Genomic DNA, 20865 nt, shown 5'->3' with positions numbered 1-20865 from the left:
CGAAATTGTCTTTTGTAATTATATTACATAATAAATAGAGGGAGAAAAGCAATGAAAAGATTTTCCGATTTTAAGAGTAAATCAATTAAAAAACTTGAAACATGTAAAAAAATTATCGGTGAAGCACGTGAATTTGTGAATGTAGAAGAATTGTTAGAAAAAATAGAACGGACTATAGAAGATTTAAAAGATGAAAAATTCAGAATTGTCTTCTTTGGTGGATTTTCTGATGGTAAAACTACTATTTTGTCTGCATTATTAAACAGGACAGATTTAAAGATTTCGCCAGCTCCTACAACAGATAAGATAGAAGAATATTTGTTTGAGGATTACATAATAATAGATACGCCAGGGTTATTCTCAGAACATATAGAACATGATGAAAAAACTAAAAAATATATATCTGAAACGGATCTTGTTATTTTTGTAACTAATGCTATGAATCCTTTGAGGGAAAGTCAACATCAGACTATAGAATGGCTCTTAAGAGATTTGGGTAAATTGGATCAAACAATTTTTGTTATAAACAGATTGGATGAAACGGGAATAGATATAAATAACAAAGATGATTTTACTGAAACCTGTTCAATAAAAAAAGATGTAGTAGTATCTACCTTAAATCAAATATTAGGAATTGAAAGAAAAGACTATTTAGTGGTTTGTTTAGTCGCCGATCCTTGGGAAATGGGGATTAAGTATTGGTTAGAAAATAAAGAAGAATATGAAAAACTATCTAATATCAGAGAATTGGAAAAAATAATAAATTCTATTATCGAAAAGAAAAAATACGAGTTGATTCAAAAGAAAGTTGATTCTGTTATAAAGGATGTGGTGTTAAGAATAAAATCGGAAATTGAACAATGGATTGAAGAGTTAGAAATGAAACTTGAAGAAGTAGAATTGCAAAAAAAAGAATTGCAGCAAGAATTAGATGAAGTTAGGAATGAGCTAATTAAGACTAGTAATCGGATTAAGGAAAGATTAGATAATTTAAGAAGAAATTTAATTACAGATATACAGGCTACTGCTGATGCTAAAGAGTTAAAAGAAGTTATACAAAAAGAAATAGGCACTTCAGAAACTGCAGAAATATTAAAAACCCAAATTGAAAAAATATATGAAAAAGAAATTGAGTCTTTGTATAGATATTTAAAAGAGGTTCAAAATACCCTAGAAAAAATATACTTTACTTATGAAGAGATAGATAACCTTTCTTTAGAGCTTGTAAAAAAAATAGAATTTGCAGGACCTATGCTGAGAGCTTTTATATCCAAAGCTAATATTTCTTCTGAAGCGGTATTAAAAACAAGAGATTTCTTTAAACTTCCAATTAAGTTTAAACCGTGGGGAGCAACCAAATTAGCAGGAAAAATCTCTACTGCTTTAAAAGGAATAGGAATATTAATTGAAGTTTTAATTGTTGGTGGAAAAGTGGCAAGTAAAATTATGTTTGATAAGAAAAAGGATGAACTTATCCGAAATTTAAATGAATTATTTGGAGAATTAATAAATCAAACAAATCCAGAATTTTTGAAAGGAAACTTTTTGTTTGTAATTAGTGATTATGAAGAGAATGAAAAATTAGTGATTGAACAATATGAAAATTATAATAATCAATTAAACAAATTGAAAAAATTAAATGTTATTTTAAATAAATGTAAGGAAGTTTAAAGATGGAAAAATTAAAACAAGATATTGATAAACTTGTTGATCAATTTATCTCTTCATCTAAGTCTCTATATGAATTATCTTTACAAGAAGAAAATAAGGATGAATTTGATACTTTAAAAAAAGCAATATTTACAGAAATAGAGAGACTCAGCAGTTATTTAAGAAAATTTCAACATTTAGAATGGGATACTTTAAATGTAGCATTTTTTGGTGAAACAAATGCTGGAAAAAGCACTCTAATAGAAGCATTAATAAAAGGAGACGGAAGAAGTATAGGAACAGGTGTAAAAGATTTTACAAGAGAAATAAGAAGTTTTTCTTTTGGAAAAAAAATAAGACTGTTAGATATGCCTGGAATTGAAGGAGATGAAAAGAAAGTTAAAAATGAAATATGGAAAGCTGTAAATAAAGCTCATATTGTTTTCTATATCTTTCCTCATAGTAAAGAACCTGAAAAAAATACTTTATTAAAAATTCGTCAATATCTAAATAAAAATACATATGTATACGGATTGATAAATATTCGTGGAATTCTCCCCCCCTTTGGCTTTGGAAAAATTATTAAAAAACAATATTAAGATAGTAGAAGAAAGATCAAGAAAACATTTAGAAGAGTATTTAGGAGAATCTTTTAAAGATATTTTTATAATTCATGCATTATATGCTTTTTTTGCAAGAGCCAAGCGTATCCCAGATAATCTAAAGTCAAGTTTTGAAAGTGCTCTAAAAAATTATTCAACGAGAGAATATTTAGAGGAAATTTCAAATATAAGAATTCTTGAAGAAATACTCAAAAAAGAGAATCAAAGGAAAAACGTAGTAATTCCATGGGATTATACGAGGAAGATTTTAAAATCCCAGGAGAATGTTATAAGGAATATTTTATCTTTAAAGAAAAATCTTGATAAATCGCTAAAAGAAGTAACTGAAGAAATAAAATCTCTTCAAGAAAACTTGAAGAAAGAAAAGGATATATTGAAAGAAAATATAAAAAAGATAACGGATATAGAAATAGCTAAATTTGAGAATGATTTATTAGAGTTTTTATATGAGGCCATCGAATATGAATACGATGAAAAAAAAATAGAAGAAGAAATAACGTATAGACAAAAACTATTTTCTGCAAGTTTAGAAAAAAAATAGAAAGAGAGATTAAAAACTATTCTCAGAAGACCAAAAAACGTATTGATTTAACAGCAGAAAAAATAAGGTATCTCCTAAAAGTATTAAACAAATTTTTCCAAAAAAAAGAAAAGGATGTTTCTATCGCGACTTCCGAAATTAATATCAAAATGGAAAATATTTTAAAAGAACTTGAGTGGAAACTAGAAGAAATATTTAAGGAAATAGTAGATTTAATATTTATCGTAATAGGGATAATAGCAGCTTTTTCAATTGCAAAGGTGGTAGGAATAGCTGCAATAGTAATATCTGCCTTGAGGAAAATCTGGGACTGGTTTTTTGATAATCCTGATAGAAAAAAAGCAAATGCCAAAAGAAAAGCTCGATATGAAGTGAAAAAGATAGCCACAAAGATTAGAAAGGAAATTTCTTTAAAAATAAATAGAGAAATAAAAAAGATAGAAAATAATTTTTACAATATTGTAAGAGAGTTCAAAAAAATCACATCGAAAAATAAGGAAATTACAGATTCTTTACAAAAAATCATAGATGAGCTTAAAATGATAAACTACGCAACATCGGAAACTTTTCTAAAATATTTGGATAAAAATATAGAATTTGGTTATATTCAAGTTTCCTTAAAAGAAGGAACTCATTTTTTAGTTTTGTGCAAGACTTGCGAAGAAGTTTTGACCAAATTAGAGCTTATAGGAATAAGTAAAGAGAATGTCTATATTTTTAATTCTATACAAGAGTTGAAAGATAATCTTAGTATAGAAAAACATAAATCTGAATTCTTTAAAAGAAGCCATGAAATATTTTTAAAATATGAAAACGAACTTAAATAATTTTTGTTTTTTATTTATTTAAAAGTGTAAATGTGATAGATAGAATGCTTTTTTTGATTGCAGAATAGAATAAAATTTTTAGATTTAATAAATATAGTTTTTATTAATAAAGAGGATATACGGATGGATAAAGAAGAACTTTTGAACCTTCTTATAAGAAGACTAATAGGAATGATAGGAGGTTTAACAAAATCTACAAGGTATAATTTAAACCGTGATCCTGCAGAGGAACAATTAAAAACAGCAAGAGAACTTTTAGATTTGGCTCAAAAATTAGGAGATGAATCTTTAATAAACAAGTTGAAAGGTATGGTTGGAGGATTAACAAAATCCATGCGTCATAAAACAGGAAGAGATCAAGCTGATTTGCAGTTAAAGACAGCAAAAGAACTTTTAAAAATGGCTAAAGAACTAAAAAATAAAATGTAGAAATTTGTAGAAAGATTTCAAGAGTGGTGGGAGTGTAGGAATCTTCCAAAGAAACCGTCCAAATAACTGACTGTGTAAATTTTACCATAACTTAAATCCTATGTGGGGAACTGTTTACCAACGTAGGTAAAAATAAATAGAAGTAAAGAGGAGATAAACAATCACAAATTTTCATTTATGATTTTATTTAAGTTGAGGAGAAAGGTTAGATTTTGCCAGTTTAACAGTTTCTCTTAACCAGTCAACTGCTTCTGTTTTAAAGTTTTTATATTTTTCATAAAGTTCAAAGGCTTTAAGGTCATATTTATAAAGTTCATTTAATTGGGAAGGAGTTAATATTTGCTTATGTTTTTCTATTTCGGAACGGTAAACAAAAAGTAAATCAGCTTCAGGGTCATCTTCATTAAAATAACTTAACCCTATTCCATAAGCTTTTAATAGCTTTTCTAAATTCTTCATTAAAATGTCCTCTTTGTATTTCATATTTAATTTTATGGCTTTCCAAAAGAGTTTGCAAATTTATTTCTAACTTATAGGCTGTTTCTATCTTTCCTTTTTTCCCGAGAATTACAATCCAATCTTTTGATTTCACATAATCAACTTTGTGTTCCGTTTCTCCAAATTCAACATAAATATCTTCTGCTGTTGCCAACACTTCTATAATTTTTTTGGCGTAAAACAACTCAGAGTTTTCAAGTGAAATATGTCCCATTTCAATTCTCTTCCTAACATGTTCTTCAAACTTTCTTTTCTTCTTCCAGATATTAGGAAAGGTTTCCAAAAACCTTTCTTTTGAAGATAAATCAAGCTTTTCCAGATTTTTTACAAACTTTTCTTCTATAGATTTTTGAATTTCTTTAAACCTTCTTTGGTTCAAAAACCACCTCAAGTTTTTTGATAACTACCTTTTTCTTTTCGTCAACAAGTTTTAGTTTGCAATTTTTTAAAAGCCATTAAGACGGTTTACATCTTACCAAAATAAAACTCAAAAAATACCTTTATAAAAGGTGTTCCTTTAAATCCTCTATCTTTTTCCCAATTAGAACCTGTATAGATATTAAAAAATGCCCATTTTTTCCAGAAGTTGAACCTGAGTTTATTTTGAATGGTATAGCTATTCACAAAACCATTTATTAATCTATGCTGGTTTATTCCCCCAGAAAACTCCACAGCGGTAGGCCTTTTATATATTTTTTTTAATGGATTATAAATTCTTATTGCCGTAGAGTAATTAAGTATCTGATAGGGCACATTTGAGGCTTTATATCTTTCTAAATATATTCTCCATATAGTATTTTTCCTAATTAGCCTGTCTATATAAATTTCTGTGCTTTCTTCTAATCTGTAGTCATTTAACTTCCTTTCTGCCCTGAACCTTTGATATGCAGTAATTTCCCATCTTTTATATACAATCGGCTTATTGTAAATCTGGTATTTTGCATAGATTTTGGGAGAACCTGTTAGTCCGACGGAAAATTTATGTTTTATGAACTTTGTCTTAGGTTTATACTCAATTCCAACGGATATATTACCTTTTTGCTCTTCTTCTATTTTTACAGGTTCCTCCTCTTCTTTATGAGGTAGTTTTTCCCGATAACTTTCTATATACAAACCAAGACTTTTTTCTAATTTTGCCAGTCTTATTTTAAAATCAGCTTTAAATATATCTTTAAAATCAGGAGAAGTGTTATACTCAAATCCTGCTCTAAGCCTTAGATATGCTTTTGTTTCTTCTTTAATCTTAGGGTCGGCAAAAAAACTGTCTAATTTCCCTGCTGTATTATGAACTACAGCAGATATTTTTCTGTGAAGTATATCAATAAAACTCTCCTGTGAGAAAGCAGTGGTATAAAGGACAAGGAAAAATATAACAGTTCCCTGTCTTTTTGGTTTTAAAAACATAATTAAACAATTTCTTCAAACTTTTTAAAGGCCTCATCAAGTTTATCTATTTGTGTTCCGCCACCTTGTGCCATATCAGGTCTTCCGCCACCTTTTCCACCGACGATGGGAGCAACCTGTTTTATTATTTCTCCTGCTTTTATTTTATCTGTAAGTTCTTTTGAAACTGCGGCTATAAGGTTTACCTTGCCTTTTTCTTTGTCTACAGATGCCAGTAAGACAACAGATTTGCCAAGTTTTGCCCTTGCCACATCGGCTAAATCTCTCAGTTCGTTTGGTGCAAGATTTTCAACTTTTCCGTAAGCAGCTTTATATTCTCCTTTATCAATAACCGTCAGTATCTCTGTTATTCTGTCAACGATAGATTTTTTCTTTATGCTTTCAAGTTCCCTTTCAAGCTCTTTTACTTTTAGTTTCAGACTTTCTATTCTGTCTATAATCTGGTCTTCTTTTGCTGTAAGGGACTTCATTATATCTTTTATTAGGAAATGCTCTTTTAAGGCTTTTTCTACAGCTTTTCTACCTGCAACAGCTTCTATTCTTCTTGTTCCTGAAGCTACTGCACTTTCAGATATAATTTTGAAATATCCTATATCTCCTGTTCTTGATACATGGGTTCCACCACAAAGCTCTGTTGATATTCCTGCTGATATGACTCTGACTACATCTCCGTACTTTTCTTCAAAAATGGCTATTGCTCCTGCTTTTAGAGCTTCATCTATAGGCATTTCCCTGCATACAACAGGTTCGTTTTTCATAATTTCTTCATTAACTAATTCTTCAATTCTTTTTATCTCTTCATCTGATAAAGCTTCAAAATGTGTAAAATCAAATCTTAGATAATCAGGGTGAACAAGAGAACCTGCCTGTTTTACATGGTCACCAAGAATATTTCTAAGAGCTGCATGTAGCAGGTGTGTTGCTGTATGGTGTCTCATTGTGTCCTGTCTTTTTTCTTTATCAACTTTTGCGTGAACAGTTTCACCTTTTTTCAGGTTCCCATATAGGACTTTTCCCTTATGGACGATTATCCCTTCAACAGGGGTTTGGGTATCTAACACCTCAAATAAAAATCCATCTCCTTCTAAAACTCCTTTATCTCCAACCTGACCACCTTTTTCTGGATAAAAAGGTGTTACATCAAGGATGACTTCTCCTGTTTCTCCTTCATGAAGAGTATCAACAAAATTTTCATCTTTTATAATTTCAAGTATTTTTGCGTCCTCTACCTCAAGTTTTTCATATCCTACAAATTGGTTTTCTGGAAGGCTGTTTTTAGCATCAAGGTAAACTTTTTTAACCTCTTTTGCCTGAGACTTCCATGAAGCTCTTGCCCTTTCTCTCTGTTCTTCAAGGAGCTTGTAATACTCTCCTATATCAACCCCAAAATTATTATCCCTTGCTATATCTTCAACCAGGTCAACAGGAAAGCCGTAGGTGTCATAAAGCATAAATACTTCTTTTCCTGTTATGTGGTGTCTGCCTTCTTTTTTGGCCTTTTCTATGATTTCGTAAAGAATATCCATTCCTCTGCGGAGGGTTTTTATAAATCTTTCCTCTTCTGCTTTCACAAGACCTTTTATAAATCCTTTGTTTCCTATCAGCTCTGGATAAGGCTCTTTGAATATATCTATGACAACATCTATCCCTTCAAATAGGAAAGGTCTTTCTATTCCAAGTTCTTTTCCATATCTGAGAGCTCTTCTGAGAATTCTCCTGAGAACATATCCCCTTCCTTCATTTGCAGGAAAAACTCCATCAGAAATCAGAAATGTTATTGCTCTCAGGTGGTCTGCTATAATTCTCATCGCAACAGTTTCAGGGGATTGTGGCTGGTCAGGTTTATACTCTTTCCCGCTTATATCTTCTGCAAATCTTATAATTGGCATAAAAAGGTCTGTTTCGTAGTTTGAGGAAACACCCTGCAGGACAGAGGCTATTCTTTCAAGCCCCATTCCAGTGTCAATATTAGGGTGTGGAAGAGGAGTTAATCTTCCTGTTTCGTCCCTGTTATATTGCATAAAAACAAGGTTCCATATCTCAAGGTATCTGTTATCGTCTGGCGCTCCAAGCTGAGGGTTTCCGTATTCCTCCCCTTTATCAAAATAAATCTCTGAGGAAGGACCACAGGGACCTGTTTCTCCCATTGACCAGAAGTTATCTTCTACTCCTAATCTGTGTATTTTTTCTTCTGGAAGACCTATAACCTTATTCCATATTTCATAGGCATCATCATCTTCTTCAAAAACCGAGACCTGCAGTCTTTCTTCTGGTATCTGGAGGACTTTTGTAAGATATTCCCATGCAAACTCTATTGCTTCTTTTTTGAAATAATCCCCAAATGAGAAATTTCCAAGCATCTCAAAGAACGTATGGTGTCTTGGGGTATAGCCTACATTATCAAGGTCATTATGTTTTCCTGATACCCTGAAAACCTTCTGGCAAGATGTAGCTCTTTTGTAAGGTCTTTTTTCAAGACCCAGAAAAACATTTTTAAAAGGAACCATTCCTGCATTTACAAAAAGAAGGGTAGGGTCAGTTTCAGGTATTATTGAGGCAGATTTTACCCTTGTATGCCCTTTTTCCTCAAAATATTTTAAGAAGCTTTCCCTTATTTCATTCGCACTTAAAGGTCTCAAAAAAGTCCTCCAGATTTATTTTTTTAGATAATTATAAATCAAAATGATATTGATTGAATTTATTTCAAGGAGTATATTATACCTGCCATGAAGGTAGAAACTGTAATAGAAGACCAGCTTAATAAATTATTGGAAGTTCAAACCGATGACCAATTTACCGTAGAGGCTGTTTATTATAGAGGAGATACTCTGTGTGTATCCTCACAGCTTGGTTGTCCTGTTAGATGCTCCTTTTGTGCTTCTGGTATGAATGGGCTAATCAGAAATCTGTCTGCAGATGAAATAATCTTTCAATACGAACTGGCGACCAAAGATGGTCTTGAGATAAAAAATATTGCTTTTGCAGGTATTGGAGAACCGCTTCTTAACTGGGAAAATGTCAAAAAGGCATTCTGGTATTTCAAAGAAAAAGGGCTCAAATGCTCATTTTATACAACCGGCTTTCCTGTTAAGCATCTTAAAGAACTTCTTGAACTACCACACAATGGGGTAAATATATCCTTCCACAGCGTTGATACCCAGAAAAGAAAACAGATAATTCCTTACGGGGAGCCACTGGAAAAAATAATTCCTGTTTTAAAAGAACATTTATCAAAACTATCAAACAGAAAAAGAAAAATGTATAACATAGCATATTTGCTGATTAATGGAGTAAATGATTCACCTGAGGAATTGGAAAAACTTGCCCAGATTGCAAAAGAGTTAAGAATAGGAGTATCCCTGCTAAAATACAATGAGATAGAAGGTATTCCATATAAAACCACCTCTGATGAAGAGTATGAAAAAGCTTTCCTATTCCTGAAAAACAAGGATATCAGGGTTACTTTATCAAATAAATATAGAACAAGGAAAATAGGTGGCTGCGGCACACTTATGGTAAACAGGCTTAAAACTGCCAAAGAGTGTTGACATTTTGAAAAAAAGTTTATATTATATTTGTCCTGATTGGGCGGTTAGCTCAGTTGGCCAGAGCACCTCCCTTACAAGGAGGGGGTCATAGGTTCGAATCCTATACCGCCCACTTATTTTGCGGAGCCGTAGTTCAGCCTGGCCCAGAACGCCGGCCTGTCACGCCGGAGGTCGCGGGTTCGAATCCCGTCGGCTCCGCCATTAAAATAACTCCCGAGAAATTCAATGTATAGAAAAAGAACAAAAAAAGATTACATTGTCCACAACGTAGCTTTAGCATTTGATATCCTTTTTTTTATTGCCAAAAACTCCGAAGTATCCCTTGAAGAAATAGAAAAAAATATAGATGCTTCCTTGTATCAGATAGAAAAAATCCTTGAAGTTCTCATAAACAGAGGATATGTAAACTATAATCCAAAGAAAAAAACATACTCCCTTGGAATAAAAAATTTTGAGGTCGGTTATTCTTATCTGTCCCATGTAGACCTTAGAAACATAGCAAGACCTTATCTTCAGTATTTAGGTGAAAAATTTCAGGAAAATGTTTATCTGGCTGTTAGGAGTGGTTTTGAAATAGTTTATATTGATGCATATGAGGTTAACAGGCCTGTCGTTGTTAAATCAAGGGTTGGAAGATTGCTTCCCCTTTATGCTTCAGCCTCAGGAAAAGTTCATCTGGCAGATATGGATGAGGATGAACTTGAGGAATTTTTCAGGGATGAAAAACTTGTCCCATATACTTCCAAAACAATAACAGACAAGAACGAGCTCTTAAAACATATACGTATGGTAAAAGAAAACGGATATGCAATAGATGATGAGGAATGGGAAGAAGAAGTTAGATGTCTTTCTGTGCCGGTTAGAGACCATACAGGTAGAGTAGTTGCAGCAATGACTTTATCTGCTCCATCATGGAGAATTCCTTACGAGGAATTAACAGGTAAAGTCAAAGATGAATTTATCAAAAAATCTCAGGAATTATCAGAAAGGTTAGGTTATACACAGGAATGAAAGAAAAACTGGTTAAATATCTGAAGGACCTTGTTGAAATCCCATCTGTTATAGGAAATGAAAAAGAGATAGCCGATTACACACAAAATTTTGTAGAAAGATATTATCCCCCATCAAATATAATCAGATACAACAACTCTTTGATGGTTTTTGATGAAATAGACCCATCTAAGAAAACCCTTGCACTTGTTGGTCATCTGGATACCGTTCCCGGCGAAAATGATTTGACAGGTCAAATCATAGATGGTCGTCTTTATGGACTTGGTGCTTCTGATATGAAAGGTGGCCTTGCTGTAATGATGGGATTGATGGATTATTTTTCTAATAAAGAGAAAAGATTTAATTTGATATACGTTTTTTATGAAAAAGAAGAAGGTCCTTATGTTGATAATGGTCTTGAACCGCTTTTATCAGAGTTTGATATTATTCAAAAAGCTGACCTTGCGATAGCTTTAGAGCCTACAGATAACAAAGTTCAGGTTGGCTGTCTTGGCACACTCCACGCTTCTATTATTTTCAAAGGAAAAAGGGCACATTCAGCCCGTCCTTGGCAGGGAGAAAATGCAATCCATAAGGCAGCAGATTTCCTAAAAAGACTTGCAGATTACGGAATACATGAGTATGAATTTGATGGAATGAAATTTTTAGAAGTTATGAATGCCACAATGGTTGAGTTTTCAGGAGGAAGAAATATAATTCCGGATAAATTTGTTATTAATGTTAACTATCGCTTTGCTCCGGGGAAAACTATCGAACAGGCTAAAGAGGATGTTTTAAAACTGGTAAATGGTGAAGCTGAGGTTGAATTTACAGACCTTTGCCCATCTGGAAATGTTTGCCTGTATAATCCTGTTTTATCGGAGCTTATAGAAAAATACTCCCTCCCTGTTGAAGCTAAACAGGCATGGACAGATGTTGCAAGATTATCTCTGTATGGAATAGATGCTGTTAACTTTGGTCCCGGAGAAGCAGCACAGGCACACCAGAAAAATGAAAACATTCCCCTTGAAAATCTATACAAAAACTTTGAGATACTGTCTGACTTTATCAGAGTAGAAAAATGATAAAAATAATACGCAATATTATTTGGAAATTTGTTGATAAGAAACAAAGTAAAATTCCTAACTTGAAAACCCAAAAAGTAATTGAAGAAGCAAGAAAAGAACAAAATATGATTGAAATAAATAATCTTCAAGAATTAAAGGAATTCATAAAATAAATAATCAGACATTCTCTGCTATTTCAATCGCTTTTATAAGGGCTTTTGCTTTATTTACTGTTTCCTGATATTCATTTTCAGGGATTGAGTCTGCCACAATACCTGCCCCTGCCTGCACATAAATATCATCTTTTCTAACAATTGCTGTTCTTATTGCAATAGCAGTATCCAGATTACCATCAAAAGAAATATATCCTACGGCACCGGCATAGGGACCTCTTTTTTCTGGTTCCAGTTCTTCTATAATCTGCATTGCCCTAACTTTTGGAGCACCGCTTACAGTTCCAACAGGGAATACCGATTTAAGCACGTCAAGGGGATAAAGTCCTTCTTTTAACTCACCGGAAACATCAGAAACTATATGCATCACATGGGAATAATTTTCAATATACATAAATCTATCAACCTTTACGCTGCCTGCTTTTGCAACCTTTCCAACATCATTTCTTGCCAAATCAACAAGCATAAGGTGTTCTGCCCTTTCTTTTTCATCAGAAATAAGCTCTTCTGCAAGTTTTTTATCTTCTTCCGATGTTTTCCCTCTTGGTCTTGTTCCTGCTATAGGTTTTGTCTGTATTTTTCCATTTTTTACAGAAACCAGTATTTCCGGAGAAGAACCTATCAGCTTAATATCCCTGAAATCCAGATAAAAAAGATATGGTGAAGGATTTATCGCCCTTACTGCTCTATAAACATTAATAGGGTCTGTTTCAAGCTTTTTATGAAATCTCTGGGAGATAACAACCTGTATAATGTCCCCTTCTCTGATGTAGTATTTGCATTTTTCAACAGCTTTTAGAAAATCCTCTTTTTTAAAGTTTGATTTCCATCTGCTAATATCAACATCTTTTATGTTTATTATTGGCAGTCTATTTAGCTTTACCTCTCGGTTAAGCCTATTTTCAATCTCATTAATTCTATTTAATGTTTCATTGTATTTTTCTTCTATATTATCTTCAGGCTCTAATATAGCACTGACTATGATTTTTATTGTCTTTTTCACATTATCAAAAGCAATTACCTCATCGCTAAGGAAAAAGAAGATATCAGGTAGTTTTAAAGTGTCCGGTTTAATATCCGGAATAGGCTCATAAAAAGAAATCACATCATATCCAACATACCCAACAAAACCACCCCAAAATGGTGGAAGGTCTTCAAGCTTTGCAGGTTTATATTTTTTGAGATGATTTTTAAGCTCATCTATAGGGTCTTTTGTATTTTTACATTCTATCTGACCGTTGTTATAGAATTCTGCAAATGTTTTTTTTGTTTTTATGTAAACAGGTAAAGAAGAACCTATAAAAGAGTATCTCCCTATGTTTTCCCCTTGCTCTACACTTTCAAATAAAAAGCTAAATCTTTCAGGAGAGAAAATTTTTAAGAATACAGATAGAGGAGTATCCAAATCAAGAAGTATCTCTTTATAAACAGGAATTACATTATATTCTGTTGCAAGCTTTTTAAATTCTTCAAAGGAAAGATTTACAGACATTTCAACCTCAATGGTTTTTAAAACTATTTTATCAGGATGGGATTATGGCAACAAGGTCGTATTCTTCAACTGAGATGATAACTATTTTTTCTTTTGAAGTATCCCTCATTTCAAGGACATTGATTTTCTTGCCTTTTATACCTTCCTCAACAGTTTCATTAAGTTCTTCCAAAATAAAAGCCCAATCTACATAGAGGTCTTCCTTTAGTTTTGAAAGAACGTTAGATGCCAGAGGGATTGCAGATAAGGACTTTAGTTCAAAAGTAATAAGATTATTATCTAAATAATGAATTATTATCATAAAAAAATTTTAGACCAAAAATTTTTCTTTTGTATGAATTATTAATTTATTATTTAATGTGATATATTAATTATAAAAAAATATAGAAAAATAATTATGTATGAAAAGAAAATCCCAATAATAAAAGCAGACGACACAGACGCAAATAAAATTGTCTATTGTCAGGAAGACGAGATAGACCTTTATGAGCTTTTTCTAATACTAAAAAAGAGATGGAAGATAATTATCATTTCTACGGTATTTATATTCTTTACAGGATTAGTCTATATTATTTTATCAACTCCTTTGTATAAAGTAGAAGCAAACATTAAAAATATTTATATAAATGGAGTTCCTGCCAATGATATATCAAAGATTATAGGTCTGGTAAAGGCAAAATTTTACAAAGAAGGAACCGATAGAAAAAAATTTTTAAAAGAAAACGGTTTTTATCTGGATGATGTTAATATTCAAACAGTTAAAAGGGATAAAACAGATATTTTTTTAATAAGGGTGTATAGTCTTTCCAATAAAAAAGGAGAAGAAGCAATAAGTAAAATACTTCAATATCTGCAATCTGAATATAAACCTGTTTTACAGAAATTTATTTTAGATACAAAAAACAAAATTGAACGATTAGAGGAAGAAAAGAAAGTAATTCAAGATTACAAAATAAAAGAATTAGAGAGACAGAAAGATTTTCTCATAAAAGAAGAAATACCACTTTTAAAGAGAAAAATGGCATTTTTACAGGAAAAAGAAAAAAACCTTAATTTGCTAATCAAAAGCTATTTATCTTCTATAAATGATTATGAAAAAGCTATTAAAAATTTATCAATAGCAATGAAAAATCCTAATCTTTCAGATTCTTCCTTATTAATAGTTTCAAATCAAATAGCCCAATATGAAAATCTGATTACCTCTCTGCAAAATAAAATTAAAAATTATCAGCTTGAGATTAAAAACATAGAACAGGAACAAATTCCGGCAATTGAAAAGAAAGTAAAACAGATTAATGAAATACAGATAAAATCCATAGATGAAAAATTAGAAAATTTCCGCTTGCGACTGAAAAATATAGATAGACAAATTAAGATGTTAGAACTTTCTTTAAAACCACCTTTGACAGAGAATTTTAAAGTTTTAAGCAAAAGTATTTCTGATAAACCGGCAAAACCAAAGAAAATGCTAATTATGGTTGTTTCAATAGTTTCAGGGTTATTTCTGGGAATATTTTTAGCTTTCTTCTTTGAATGGCTTCAAAATGCAAAGGATAGGAGAAAGCTCCCTGAAGGGAGCTTTGAGGAGGCCAATTATTGAACTTCGATTTTGACTTCTTTTTCTTCTATAGCTTTAGGTATTTCTATTTTCAGGACGCCGTTTTCAAATGAAGCTTTAGCTTCTTCGGCTTTTACTTCTACTGGTAATGGGATAACCCTTTCAAATACACCGTAGAATCTTTCTGTTCTATAGTAAGTTTTGTCTTTTTCTTCTGCTTCTTTTTTTACTTCGCCTTTTATTACTACTGCGTTATCTTTAATTTTAACTTCCACATCTTCTTTTTTAGCACCTGGGATTTCAGCTTCAATAATTAGTTTGTTATCTTTTTCATAAACATCAACTCTTGGAGCCCAAGTTGTGACTTCCACAAGTTCACCGCTTTTTGGAGTTGGAACAAGTTCGTTAAATACTTTATTTAATTCTTGTTCTATTCTTGTCAATTCTCTGAATGGGTTCCATCCGAATGCTGGTAAGTTTCTTCTGTCCATCGTCCTCACCTCCATAAATTTTATAATTTTATTTACATAAAATATTATATATCTACACTCAAATTTGTCAAGTCTTGTGAATTTTATAAAATAAATACCGGCAGTATTAAACTTACAGTCAAAAAATGGGAATGCAAAAGATTTTTGAAATAAAGTCAGGTTTATTTATAGGATTGCTTCTTATTCTATTTAGTTTTTCCTTTGGGGAAGATATTAAAAATTTAAAAAAGTCCTGTAATGAAGGAAATGCCAAAGTTTGCTTTCATTTAGGCTCAATTTACGATGGAAAGGATTTTAGAAAAGCTCTTTATTTTTATGAAAAATCTTGTAGTTTAGGTTATCCCCTTGCCTGTTATGATTTAGGGATAATCTATTTTTATGGGCATAATGTGGGAAAAAATATAAAAAAGGCTATATGGTTTTTCAAAAAAGCGTGTGATTTGGATTACAGTTTTGCCTGTAATAATCTTGGGGTTCTATATAATCAGGGAATAGGTGTAAAGAGAGACTATAAAAAAGCGAAGCAGTTTTTTAAAAAAGCATGTGGTTTAGGTGATGAACTCGCCTGTAGAAACTTTATGTCCATGTATAAAGAAAAGAATTAATATAAACGGGAAATTATTCTTTTTTCTTTTGGAACGAAACTGTATTTAGGAATATAAAGTTTATCCTCTTCTCTTTCTACAGTATCATAGGTGTCGTGATAATAAGAATATGCTGCAAATGCTGATGCTATCGCTCCAAGCTCCCTTTGAATCTGTTTTCTTTCTTTTGAAAACATTTCAGGTTGAACTATAATTCCGGCTTTTGGAAGATTGTAGATTCTCTGTTCTAAACCTTCTGGGGTTGTTATAGGCAATAGGTCTTTTCTTACCAGTTGACTAAAAAATAGATCTGTATCTGTTTTGATAACAATTTTTTCTTTTTCTGTTTCCTCCCCTGCCTCCTGAAATTCAAATATATCGGTTAAAGTTCTGATTACATCAAGGGCATTTTTTTGCTGATTTATTTTATACCAGGAAGGGAGATTGACTGCCACAACATTTATATTTTTATGGTCTAAAAACCATAAAAGTCCTTCACGCCAGAAAGAACTCAGATAAAGAATATTTCTGTTTTTATCCATCTGAGCTACTGTATAAGTTTTATCAGGATTTGTTTCTATTCCTATGAAAAGCATCTTTTCCTCAAAGATTTTGGTTTTTTAGATTATCTAATAATTTTTGGGTTTTGTTTATGATTTATCATACACATATTTAATCACATGGACTTTTTCAAGGGTTACGAGACCATTTTTTATGTATTTTTCTATTTCAGGAATTAATTTTTTAATTTTTTCTTCTCTATCTACAGCTTCTATTACAACAGGTAAATCTCCGGAGAGGGTTAATAATCCTGCTGCATGTATTCTGCTGGAAGCACCATATCCAAGTATTCCCCTTAAAACTGTAGCTCCAGCTATATCATTTTCCCTCATAATCTCAACAAGTTTCTTATATGCCAGCTTTCCATCTATTCTGTCATTTTCGCCTATAAATATTCTAAGTAAATAAGCCTCTCCCTCTATTTTCATAATAAGCTCCTTAGGACAAACTTTTTGCCAGAATTAAACCACCTATTCCTGCAGCTATAGATAGTCCATTATTCAGTAAAATATTTAATATACTTTTAAAATATTCCCCATCCTGCATTAAAGCTATAGTTTCATAGGAAAATGTTGAAAAGGTAGTAAAAGCCCCTAAAAATCCTACTGCAAAAAACATTCTCCATAAAGGATCTATACTTAGCTTTTCAAGGGTTATAACTGTAAAAAACACAAGGATAAATGAGCCGATTACATTTACAGTCAGAGTTCCTGCAGGGAATTCAAGTCCGGAATATTTGTTAACAAAGGACGAAACAAAAAATCTAAAGAGAGCCCCAAGGGCTCCACCTAACATAATAGCCAGATATTGCATTTATCCTATAAACTCCATTAATTGATTAATTTCTTTTGGACTTCCAAGGAAAACAGGGGTTCTTTGATGGATATCTGTAGGTTTTATCTGGAGTATATCAATTTCTCCGTTTGTTGCTTTTCCGCCGGCCTGCTCTATTAAAAATGCCATTGGAGCAGCTTCATAAAGAAGTCTGAGTTTTCCGTTTGTGTTTTTCTTATCTGCAGGGTATCCAAATATTCCACCCTTTATAAGTGTTCTGTGAACATCGGCTACCATTGAACCTATATATCTTGTTGTATAGCCTTCTTCTTTTAGTGTTTCTATATAATCAATAAGTTTAGGCTGTGTCCATTTTTTAGCATTTGCTTCATTTATAGAATAGATTTTTCCTTTTTCTGGAATTTTCATATCAGGATGGGAGAGTAAAAACATACCAACAGAAGGATCTAATGTAAATCCGTTAACTCCATTTCCTGTAGTCAGGACAAACATTGTGGAAGAACCGTAAATAATATATCCTGCTGCAATCTGTTTATAACCTTCTTGTAGAAAATCATCAATTGTTCCTGTCACTTTTTTATGAATGGAAAAAATTGTCCCGATACTAACGTTAACGTCTATATTTGAAGAACCATCTAACGGGTCAAAAGAGATGACATATTTTCCATCAACTCCTTTTGAAGGAAATATAGGTTCATCTAATTCTTCTGAAGCCAGTGCATAGAACTGCCCACAATCTGATAGATGATTAATCAGTATTTCATTGGAAAGTTCATCAAGTTTCTGGACTTCTTCACCCTGAACATTAACTTTTCCTGCTTTTCCCAGCACATCTGCAAGTCCTGCCATTCTAACATGGGAAGCTATAACTTTAGCTGCAGCTTCTATGGCCATGAGTGCCATAGATAATGAACCGGTTGCTTTTGGAAATTTTCTTTCTTCTTCTAAAATAAATCTGTTTAAATCAATCCCTATCTGTGTCATTTTACCCCTCTGCCTCTTTTCTATACTGTTTAAATTTTATTACAGCCTGTTTATTTTTTAAATTGGAATATATATGATGAAAATCTAAAACCGGTAAATATGATTTTATAAGCATTTTTATAAGCTCGCATACAGTTTCATCTCCGGCGACGCATTCATTCATCATATCTACAAGTAAGTCTTCCAGGGATACTACATTTATAATCTGACCATCAACCTCAATCTGATTAAAAGAACCTGTAGGAATAAGCTTAAATTTCTTGCTAACTTCTACAACTATATCTCCCCTAGTCCAAAAATCTCCCATCTGTTGATACCCAAGCTCTTTGAGAACCTTTGTTAGCAGTTGTAAATCAGGATATAAAAAGGATATGATATTTGCAGGATACATCCCTTGTGTGTAAACAGTAAGGGCAAATTTTCCAACGATTACCGGCTGAATTTTTGCTCCTGACTTTTTAATCTCAGAATAAATTTCTTTTATCGCATTTATCTGCTGATCTAATATGGACATTAATTCCTTCCTTTTGATTGTTTAGAATAAAACTATTTTACAATTAGAGTGTTGTTTTTGCCTATAAGTTTTAGCCATTTAAAATTTCTGAAAGGTTAATCTTTTTATTGAGGATTTTAACCTGTTCGTCCTTCTGGTAGATATGGATTGATTTGAACATTTTTTTTGATGGCTGGGTGTATTTTTCAAAGACGTTATCTTTTAGGTTTATTATCCAGACTTCTTTGGCTTTACCCTTTGCATAAACTGGAAGTTTTATTTCTTTGTCGTAATCAAGGGTTGTGTCTGAAATCTCTATTATTAAAACTGCATCTTTTATTTTTGGAATATCTTCCTTTTTGTAAATCTCTTCTGGATATATAGCTATATCTGGATATAGGAGGTTTTTTGAATTAATTCTTATAGGGTTTTGTGTCCAGATAACAAATTTTTCTTTAAGTTCAGGGTCAGAATAAATAATCTCGTAAAGCTTCCTTTCTAATCTCTCTAAAACTTTTGCATGTCTAAATCCTATTGGTGTCATGATAAAAGGCTCCCCGTTTATTAATTCTATTTTTTCTTCTGGATTAAATATCCCCGCCTCATACATTTTTTTTAGATGATTTATGGTGAATTTGTATGGTTTAGGTGATTTTTGCTTTGAGGAAGATTTTTTGGACAGAGTTGCTGTTGGCATGATGAATCCTCACAGGTTTTTTATCTAAATATAAGGCAGGGGTAGAAACCCTGCCAGTTTGATTATTTTCTGATTGCACCGTAAGGAAGTTTTACAGGTTTGACATACTTTTCAACAAGTTCTTTTGTGTTAAATGCGTTTAGTTTTCCAAATAGGAACTCAAACTTTTTGTAAAGGGCATCAAGGATTTTGTTTTTATATTCTTCGTCTAATGTCCACCATTCATATTTAAATGGTCCAAAACCTTTTTTCCTTGTTTTGTAGATAAATTGCTCTTCTGTCCAGCCTTCTTTCCATTCATTTTTGAGGTTCTCTTTTATCCAGCTATAGATTTTTTGTTTGAAGTCTTCAGGTATAAGGTCATACATTATGTTTTGAAATCCTGTTGCAAGGTGAATTTCACAGCAGTTGTTTTCAGGGAATTTGTCAAATAGTTCATCTGGAAGTGTTGAAGCCCCGTGTTGAACTGTTCCACCAAGGCCGTATTTTTCCCTTGCCACTTTTCCGATATCTCTGAGAACATTAAAGTCCAGTTTAACCTCTGCTACTCTTCCATCAGGTAGAGGAATTCCACCGTGTTCTGTTCCTGTTTGAACAGATATTTTAGAAATTCCAGGCATACCTTCTGGAAGTTCCTCAAGATAACCTTCCATAAATGCCTCAAACTCTTCTACAGTTGAGTTTTTACCACCGATATGTCCAATCTCTCCACCAACAGAAACAGTAACCCCTTCAGGTTCTATCTCTCTGATAAACTGGGTCATTTTTGCAGTATTTATATAGTTGTGATACTGCTGTTCTTTAAGAGTTGGTTTTGAGTAGTCAACGAGAGTTGATGGGTCAATATCTATGTTGTAAAAGCCTGCTTTTAGAGCTTCTTCTGTAAGGTCTTTTATAGCCTGAAGCTCTTTTTCAGGGTCTTCTGCATATTTTTTAGCGTTAAACTGGAAGTGGTCTCCCTGTATGAAAACAGGTCCTTTGTATCCTTCTTTTATTGCAGCTGCTAAAACACAAGCAGCATACTCAGAGGGTCTTTGGAATGTATATCCAATTTCTGATTTTGCTATTTCAAAGATAAAGGCTCCAATATTGTGGTTAAGAGCAACTTTGAATATTTGTCTGGCAACATCATAGGTCATTCCCCTGATATTTACAGCAGGGGTTGTAATCTTATCAACTTCACCTCTGCCCATTGCCATATAAAAGTCATGTATAGAAGCTGCAACAGCTCCAAACTCATTGGCAATTTCCCTTATAAGCCTTTTTGCTTCTTCTTTTGTGCTTTCGTCTTCAGAAAAAACAGCTGTATAAATAAGGTCATCAATTACACTTTCTCTTAGTTTGCTTTCATCTGTTATAGAAACTTTTTCTCCTTCTACAGATACAACACCATTCAACAAAGAATTAAGTTCTTCTGTATTTTTTGCTATAGTTGGCATAGACATACCCCCTTATTGTTG

The 20865-nt window shown here is 32.4% G+C and carries 25 protein-coding genes and 2 tRNA genes; 13 read left to right on the top strand and 14 right to left on the bottom strand.

Features of this window, described 5'->3' with window-relative positions; all coding sequences use genetic code 11:
• Positions 1-51: 51 nt before the first annotated feature.
• The 5 genes from MVE07_RS02400 (at position 52) to MVE07_RS02380 (ending at position 4070) form a co-directional block, all read left to right on the top strand.
• On the top strand, positions 52-1671 hold the full coding sequence (locus tag MVE07_RS02400; RefSeq protein ID WP_297453443.1) for a LeoA/HP0731 family dynamin-like GTPase: 1620 nt from the start codon (positions 52-54) through the stop codon (positions 1669-1671).
• 2 nt (positions 1672-1673) lie between these two features.
• Positions 1674-2249 carry a GTPase domain-containing protein gene (locus MVE07_RS02395; protein WP_297453440.1) on the top strand — a complete coding sequence of 192 codons (576 nt, stop codon included), beginning with the start codon at positions 1674-1676 and terminating at the stop codon, positions 2247-2249.
• A complete protein-coding gene (locus tag MVE07_RS02390; RefSeq protein ID WP_297453437.1) occupies positions 2221-2814 on the top strand; it encodes a hypothetical protein in 594 nt (197 codons plus the stop codon). Before MVE07_RS02395 ends, MVE07_RS02390 begins: the two co-directional genes overlap by 29 nt.
• Positions 2815-2963: 149 nt before the next feature.
• Positions 2964-3641, top strand: a complete 678-nt coding sequence (locus tag MVE07_RS02385; RefSeq protein WP_297453435.1) for a hypothetical protein — start codon at positions 2964-2966, stop codon at positions 3639-3641.
• Between the two features lie 123 nt (positions 3642-3764).
• Entirely contained in the window at positions 3765-4070 is a 306-nt protein-coding gene (locus MVE07_RS02380) for a hypothetical protein (protein WP_297453432.1), read from the top strand.
• 183 nt (positions 4071-4253) lie between these two features.
• Here the strand turns inward: MVE07_RS02380 and MVE07_RS02375 are convergent, their stop codons facing one another.
• The 4 genes from MVE07_RS02375 to alaS form a co-directional block, all read right to left on the bottom strand.
• Positions 4254-4529 (bottom strand): hypothetical protein, encoded by a 276-nt coding sequence (locus tag MVE07_RS02375; protein WP_297453429.1) that lies wholly within the window; start codon positions 4527-4529, stop codon positions 4254-4256.
• On the bottom strand, positions 4474-4947 hold the full coding sequence (locus MVE07_RS02370) for a hypothetical protein (protein ID WP_297453426.1): 474 nt from the start codon (positions 4945-4947) through the stop codon (positions 4474-4476). Before MVE07_RS02370 ends, MVE07_RS02375 begins: the two co-directional genes overlap by 56 nt.
• Positions 4948-5033: 86 nt before the next feature.
• Positions 5034-5972 carry a hypothetical protein gene (locus tag MVE07_RS02365; RefSeq protein WP_297453423.1) on the bottom strand — a complete coding sequence of 313 codons (939 nt, stop codon included), beginning with the start codon at positions 5970-5972 and terminating at the stop codon, positions 5034-5036.
• A gap of 2 nt (positions 5973-5974) precedes the next feature.
• Entirely contained in the window at positions 5975-8611 is a 2637-nt protein-coding gene (gene alaS / locus MVE07_RS02360) for an alanine--tRNA ligase (protein ID WP_297453420.1), read from the bottom strand.
• Positions 8612-8698: 87 nt separating this feature from the next.
• Between alaS and MVE07_RS02355 the strand changes: the two genes are divergently transcribed.
• From MVE07_RS02355 to MVE07_RS02330, 6 genes are all read left to right on the top strand, one after another.
• A complete protein-coding gene (locus MVE07_RS02355; protein ID WP_297453417.1) occupies positions 8699-9520 on the top strand; it encodes a radical SAM protein in 822 nt (273 codons plus the stop codon).
• Between the two features lie 38 nt (positions 9521-9558).
• Positions 9559-9632 (top strand) — tRNA-Val (locus MVE07_RS02350).
• 10 nt (positions 9633-9642) lie between these two features.
• Positions 9643-9721 (top strand) — tRNA-Asp (locus MVE07_RS02345).
• 24 nt (positions 9722-9745) lie between these two features.
• Positions 9746-10531 carry an IclR family transcriptional regulator gene (locus MVE07_RS02340; protein ID WP_297453414.1) on the top strand — a complete coding sequence of 262 codons (786 nt, stop codon included), beginning with the start codon at positions 9746-9748 and terminating at the stop codon, positions 10529-10531.
• Positions 10528-11595 (top strand): succinyl-diaminopimelate desuccinylase, encoded by a 1068-nt coding sequence (dapE, locus tag MVE07_RS02335; protein WP_297453411.1) that lies wholly within the window; start codon positions 10528-10530, stop codon positions 11593-11595. The genes MVE07_RS02340 and dapE overlap by 4 nt, the downstream gene beginning before the upstream one ends.
• Positions 11592-11750 carry a hypothetical protein gene (locus MVE07_RS02330; RefSeq protein ID WP_008289013.1) on the top strand — a complete coding sequence of 53 codons (159 nt, stop codon included), beginning with the start codon at positions 11592-11594 and terminating at the stop codon, positions 11748-11750. The genes dapE and MVE07_RS02330 overlap by 4 nt, the downstream gene beginning before the upstream one ends.
• Positions 11751-11754: 4 nt before the next feature.
• Here the strand turns inward: MVE07_RS02330 and trpE are convergent, their stop codons facing one another.
• Positions 11755-13242, bottom strand: a complete 1488-nt coding sequence (gene trpE, locus MVE07_RS02325; RefSeq protein WP_297453405.1) for an anthranilate synthase component I — start codon at positions 13240-13242, stop codon at positions 11755-11757.
• Between the two features lie 31 nt (positions 13243-13273).
• Positions 13274-13543 carry a hypothetical protein gene (locus MVE07_RS02320; RefSeq protein ID WP_297453402.1) on the bottom strand — a complete coding sequence of 90 codons (270 nt, stop codon included), beginning with the start codon at positions 13541-13543 and terminating at the stop codon, positions 13274-13276.
• A 96-nt stretch (positions 13544-13639) separates the two neighbouring features.
• On the opposite strand from MVE07_RS02320, the gene MVE07_RS02315 reads away from it, so the two are divergent.
• Complete coding sequence (locus tag MVE07_RS02315) at positions 13640-14842, top strand: Wzz/FepE/Etk N-terminal domain-containing protein (RefSeq protein ID WP_297453399.1); 1203 nt, start codon at positions 13640-13642, stop codon at positions 14840-14842.
• Here the strand turns inward: MVE07_RS02315 and MVE07_RS02310 are convergent.
• Entirely contained in the window at positions 14836-15291 is a 456-nt protein-coding gene (locus tag MVE07_RS02310; RefSeq protein WP_297453397.1) for an Hsp20/alpha crystallin family protein, read from the bottom strand. The genes MVE07_RS02315 and MVE07_RS02310 overlap by 7 nt on opposite strands.
• A 131-nt stretch (positions 15292-15422) precedes the next feature.
• On the opposite strand from MVE07_RS02310, the gene MVE07_RS02305 reads away from it, so the two are divergent.
• Entirely contained in the window at positions 15423-15896 is a 474-nt protein-coding gene (locus MVE07_RS02305) for a tetratricopeptide repeat protein (protein ID WP_297453395.1), read from the top strand.
• Here the strand turns inward: MVE07_RS02305 and MVE07_RS02300 are convergent.
• From MVE07_RS02300 to MVE07_RS02270, 7 genes are all read right to left on the bottom strand, one after another.
• The gene (locus tag MVE07_RS02300; protein WP_297453393.1) at positions 15893-16471 is read right to left on the bottom strand and encodes a hypothetical protein; all 579 of its coding nucleotides are present in this window, start codon (positions 16469-16471) and stop codon (positions 15893-15895) included. The genes MVE07_RS02305 and MVE07_RS02300 overlap by 4 nt on opposite strands.
• Positions 16472-16525: 54 nt before the next feature.
• Entirely contained in the window at positions 16526-16864 is a 339-nt protein-coding gene (locus MVE07_RS02295) for a DUF190 domain-containing protein (RefSeq protein ID WP_008288865.1), read from the bottom strand.
• Positions 16865-16874: 10 nt separating this feature from the next.
• Entirely contained in the window at positions 16875-17249 is a 375-nt protein-coding gene (gene crcB, locus MVE07_RS02290) for a fluoride efflux transporter CrcB (RefSeq protein ID WP_008288866.1), read from the bottom strand.
• Entirely contained in the window at positions 17250-18215 is a 966-nt protein-coding gene (gene fbp, locus MVE07_RS02285; RefSeq protein ID WP_008288867.1) for a class 1 fructose-bisphosphatase, read from the bottom strand.
• 1 nt (position 18216) lies between these two features.
• The gene (locus MVE07_RS02280) at positions 18217-18729 is read right to left on the bottom strand and encodes a 6-carboxyhexanoate--CoA ligase (protein ID WP_297453386.1); all 513 of its coding nucleotides are present in this window, start codon (positions 18727-18729) and stop codon (positions 18217-18219) included.
• A gap of 70 nt (positions 18730-18799) precedes the next feature.
• Positions 18800-19405 carry a Uma2 family endonuclease gene (locus MVE07_RS02275; RefSeq protein ID WP_297453384.1) on the bottom strand — a complete coding sequence of 202 codons (606 nt, stop codon included), beginning with the start codon at positions 19403-19405 and terminating at the stop codon, positions 18800-18802.
• Positions 19406-19467: 62 nt separating this feature from the next.
• The gene (locus MVE07_RS02270) at positions 19468-20844 is read right to left on the bottom strand and encodes a class II fructose-bisphosphate aldolase (protein ID WP_297453381.1); all 1377 of its coding nucleotides are present in this window, start codon (positions 20842-20844) and stop codon (positions 19468-19470) included.
• Positions 20845-20865 lie beyond the last annotated feature (21 nt).

It is taken from the genome of Persephonella sp. (assembly GCF_027023985.1).
GTDB lineage: Bacteria > Aquificota > Aquificia > Aquificales > Hydrogenothermaceae > Persephonella_A.
The sequence above is the reverse complement of the archived record's forward strand: the minus strand, read 5'-3'. Positions and strand labels throughout refer to the sequence as shown.

Excerpts from the sequence above, each read along its gene's own strand:
- MVE07_RS02400 (WP_297453443.1), top strand. The coding sequence starts at position 52 with ATGAAAAGATTTTCCGATTTTAAGAGTAAATCAATTAAAAAACTTGAA.
- MVE07_RS02395 (WP_297453440.1), top strand. The coding sequence starts at position 1,674 with ATGGAAAAATTAAAACAAGATATTGATAAACTTGTTGATCAATTTATC.
- MVE07_RS02385 (WP_297453435.1), top strand. The coding sequence starts at position 2,964 with ATGGAAAATATTTTAAAAGAACTTGAGTGGAAACTAGAAGAAATATTT.
- MVE07_RS02380 (WP_297453432.1), top strand. The coding sequence starts at position 3,765 with ATGGATAAAGAAGAACTTTTGAACCTTCTTATAAGAAGACTAATAGGA.
- MVE07_RS02375 (WP_297453429.1), bottom strand. The coding sequence starts at position 4,529 with ATGAAGAATTTAGAAAAGCTATTAAAAGCTTATGGAATAGGGTTAAGT.
- MVE07_RS02365 (WP_297453423.1), bottom strand. The coding sequence starts at position 5,972 with ATGTTTTTAAAACCAAAAAGACAGGGAACTGTTATATTTTTCCTTGTC.
- MVE07_RS02355 (WP_297453417.1), top strand. The coding sequence starts at position 8,699 with ATGAAGGTAGAAACTGTAATAGAAGACCAGCTTAATAAATTATTGGAA.
- MVE07_RS02340 (WP_297453414.1), top strand. The coding sequence starts at position 9,746 with ATGTATAGAAAAAGAACAAAAAAAGATTACATTGTCCACAACGTAGCT.
- dapE (WP_297453411.1), top strand. The coding sequence starts at position 10,528 with ATGAAAGAAAAACTGGTTAAATATCTGAAGGACCTTGTTGAAATCCCA.
- MVE07_RS02330 (WP_008289013.1), top strand. The coding sequence starts at position 11,592 with ATGATAAAAATAATACGCAATATTATTTGGAAATTTGTTGATAAGAAA.
- trpE (WP_297453405.1), bottom strand. The coding sequence starts at position 13,242 with ATGTCTGTAAATCTTTCCTTTGAAGAATTTAAAAAGCTTGCAACAGAA.
- MVE07_RS02320 (WP_297453402.1), bottom strand. The coding sequence starts at position 13,543 with ATGATAATAATTCATTATTTAGATAATAATCTTATTACTTTTGAACTA.
- MVE07_RS02315 (WP_297453399.1), top strand. The coding sequence starts at position 13,640 with ATGTATGAAAAGAAAATCCCAATAATAAAAGCAGACGACACAGACGCA.
- MVE07_RS02310 (WP_297453397.1), bottom strand. The coding sequence starts at position 15,291 with ATGGACAGAAGAAACTTACCAGCATTCGGATGGAACCCATTCAGAGAA.
- MVE07_RS02305 (WP_297453395.1), top strand. The coding sequence starts at position 15,423 with ATGCAAAAGATTTTTGAAATAAAGTCAGGTTTATTTATAGGATTGCTT.
- MVE07_RS02300 (WP_297453393.1), bottom strand. The coding sequence starts at position 16,471 with ATGCTTTTCATAGGAATAGAAACAAATCCTGATAAAACTTATACAGTA.
- MVE07_RS02295 (WP_008288865.1), bottom strand. The coding sequence starts at position 16,864 with ATGAAAATAGAGGGAGAGGCTTATTTACTTAGAATATTTATAGGCGAA.
- crcB (WP_008288866.1), bottom strand. The coding sequence starts at position 17,249 with ATGCAATATCTGGCTATTATGTTAGGTGGAGCCCTTGGGGCTCTCTTT.
- fbp (WP_008288867.1), bottom strand. The coding sequence starts at position 18,215 with ATGACACAGATAGGGATTGATTTAAACAGATTTATTTTAGAAGAAGAA.
- MVE07_RS02280 (WP_297453386.1), bottom strand. The coding sequence starts at position 18,729 with ATGTCCATATTAGATCAGCAGATAAATGCGATAAAAGAAATTTATTCT.
- MVE07_RS02275 (WP_297453384.1), bottom strand. The coding sequence starts at position 19,405 with ATGCCAACAGCAACTCTGTCCAAAAAATCTTCCTCAAAGCAAAAATCA.
- MVE07_RS02270 (WP_297453381.1), bottom strand. The coding sequence starts at position 20,844 with ATGCCAACTATAGCAAAAAATACAGAAGAACTTAATTCTTTGTTGAAT.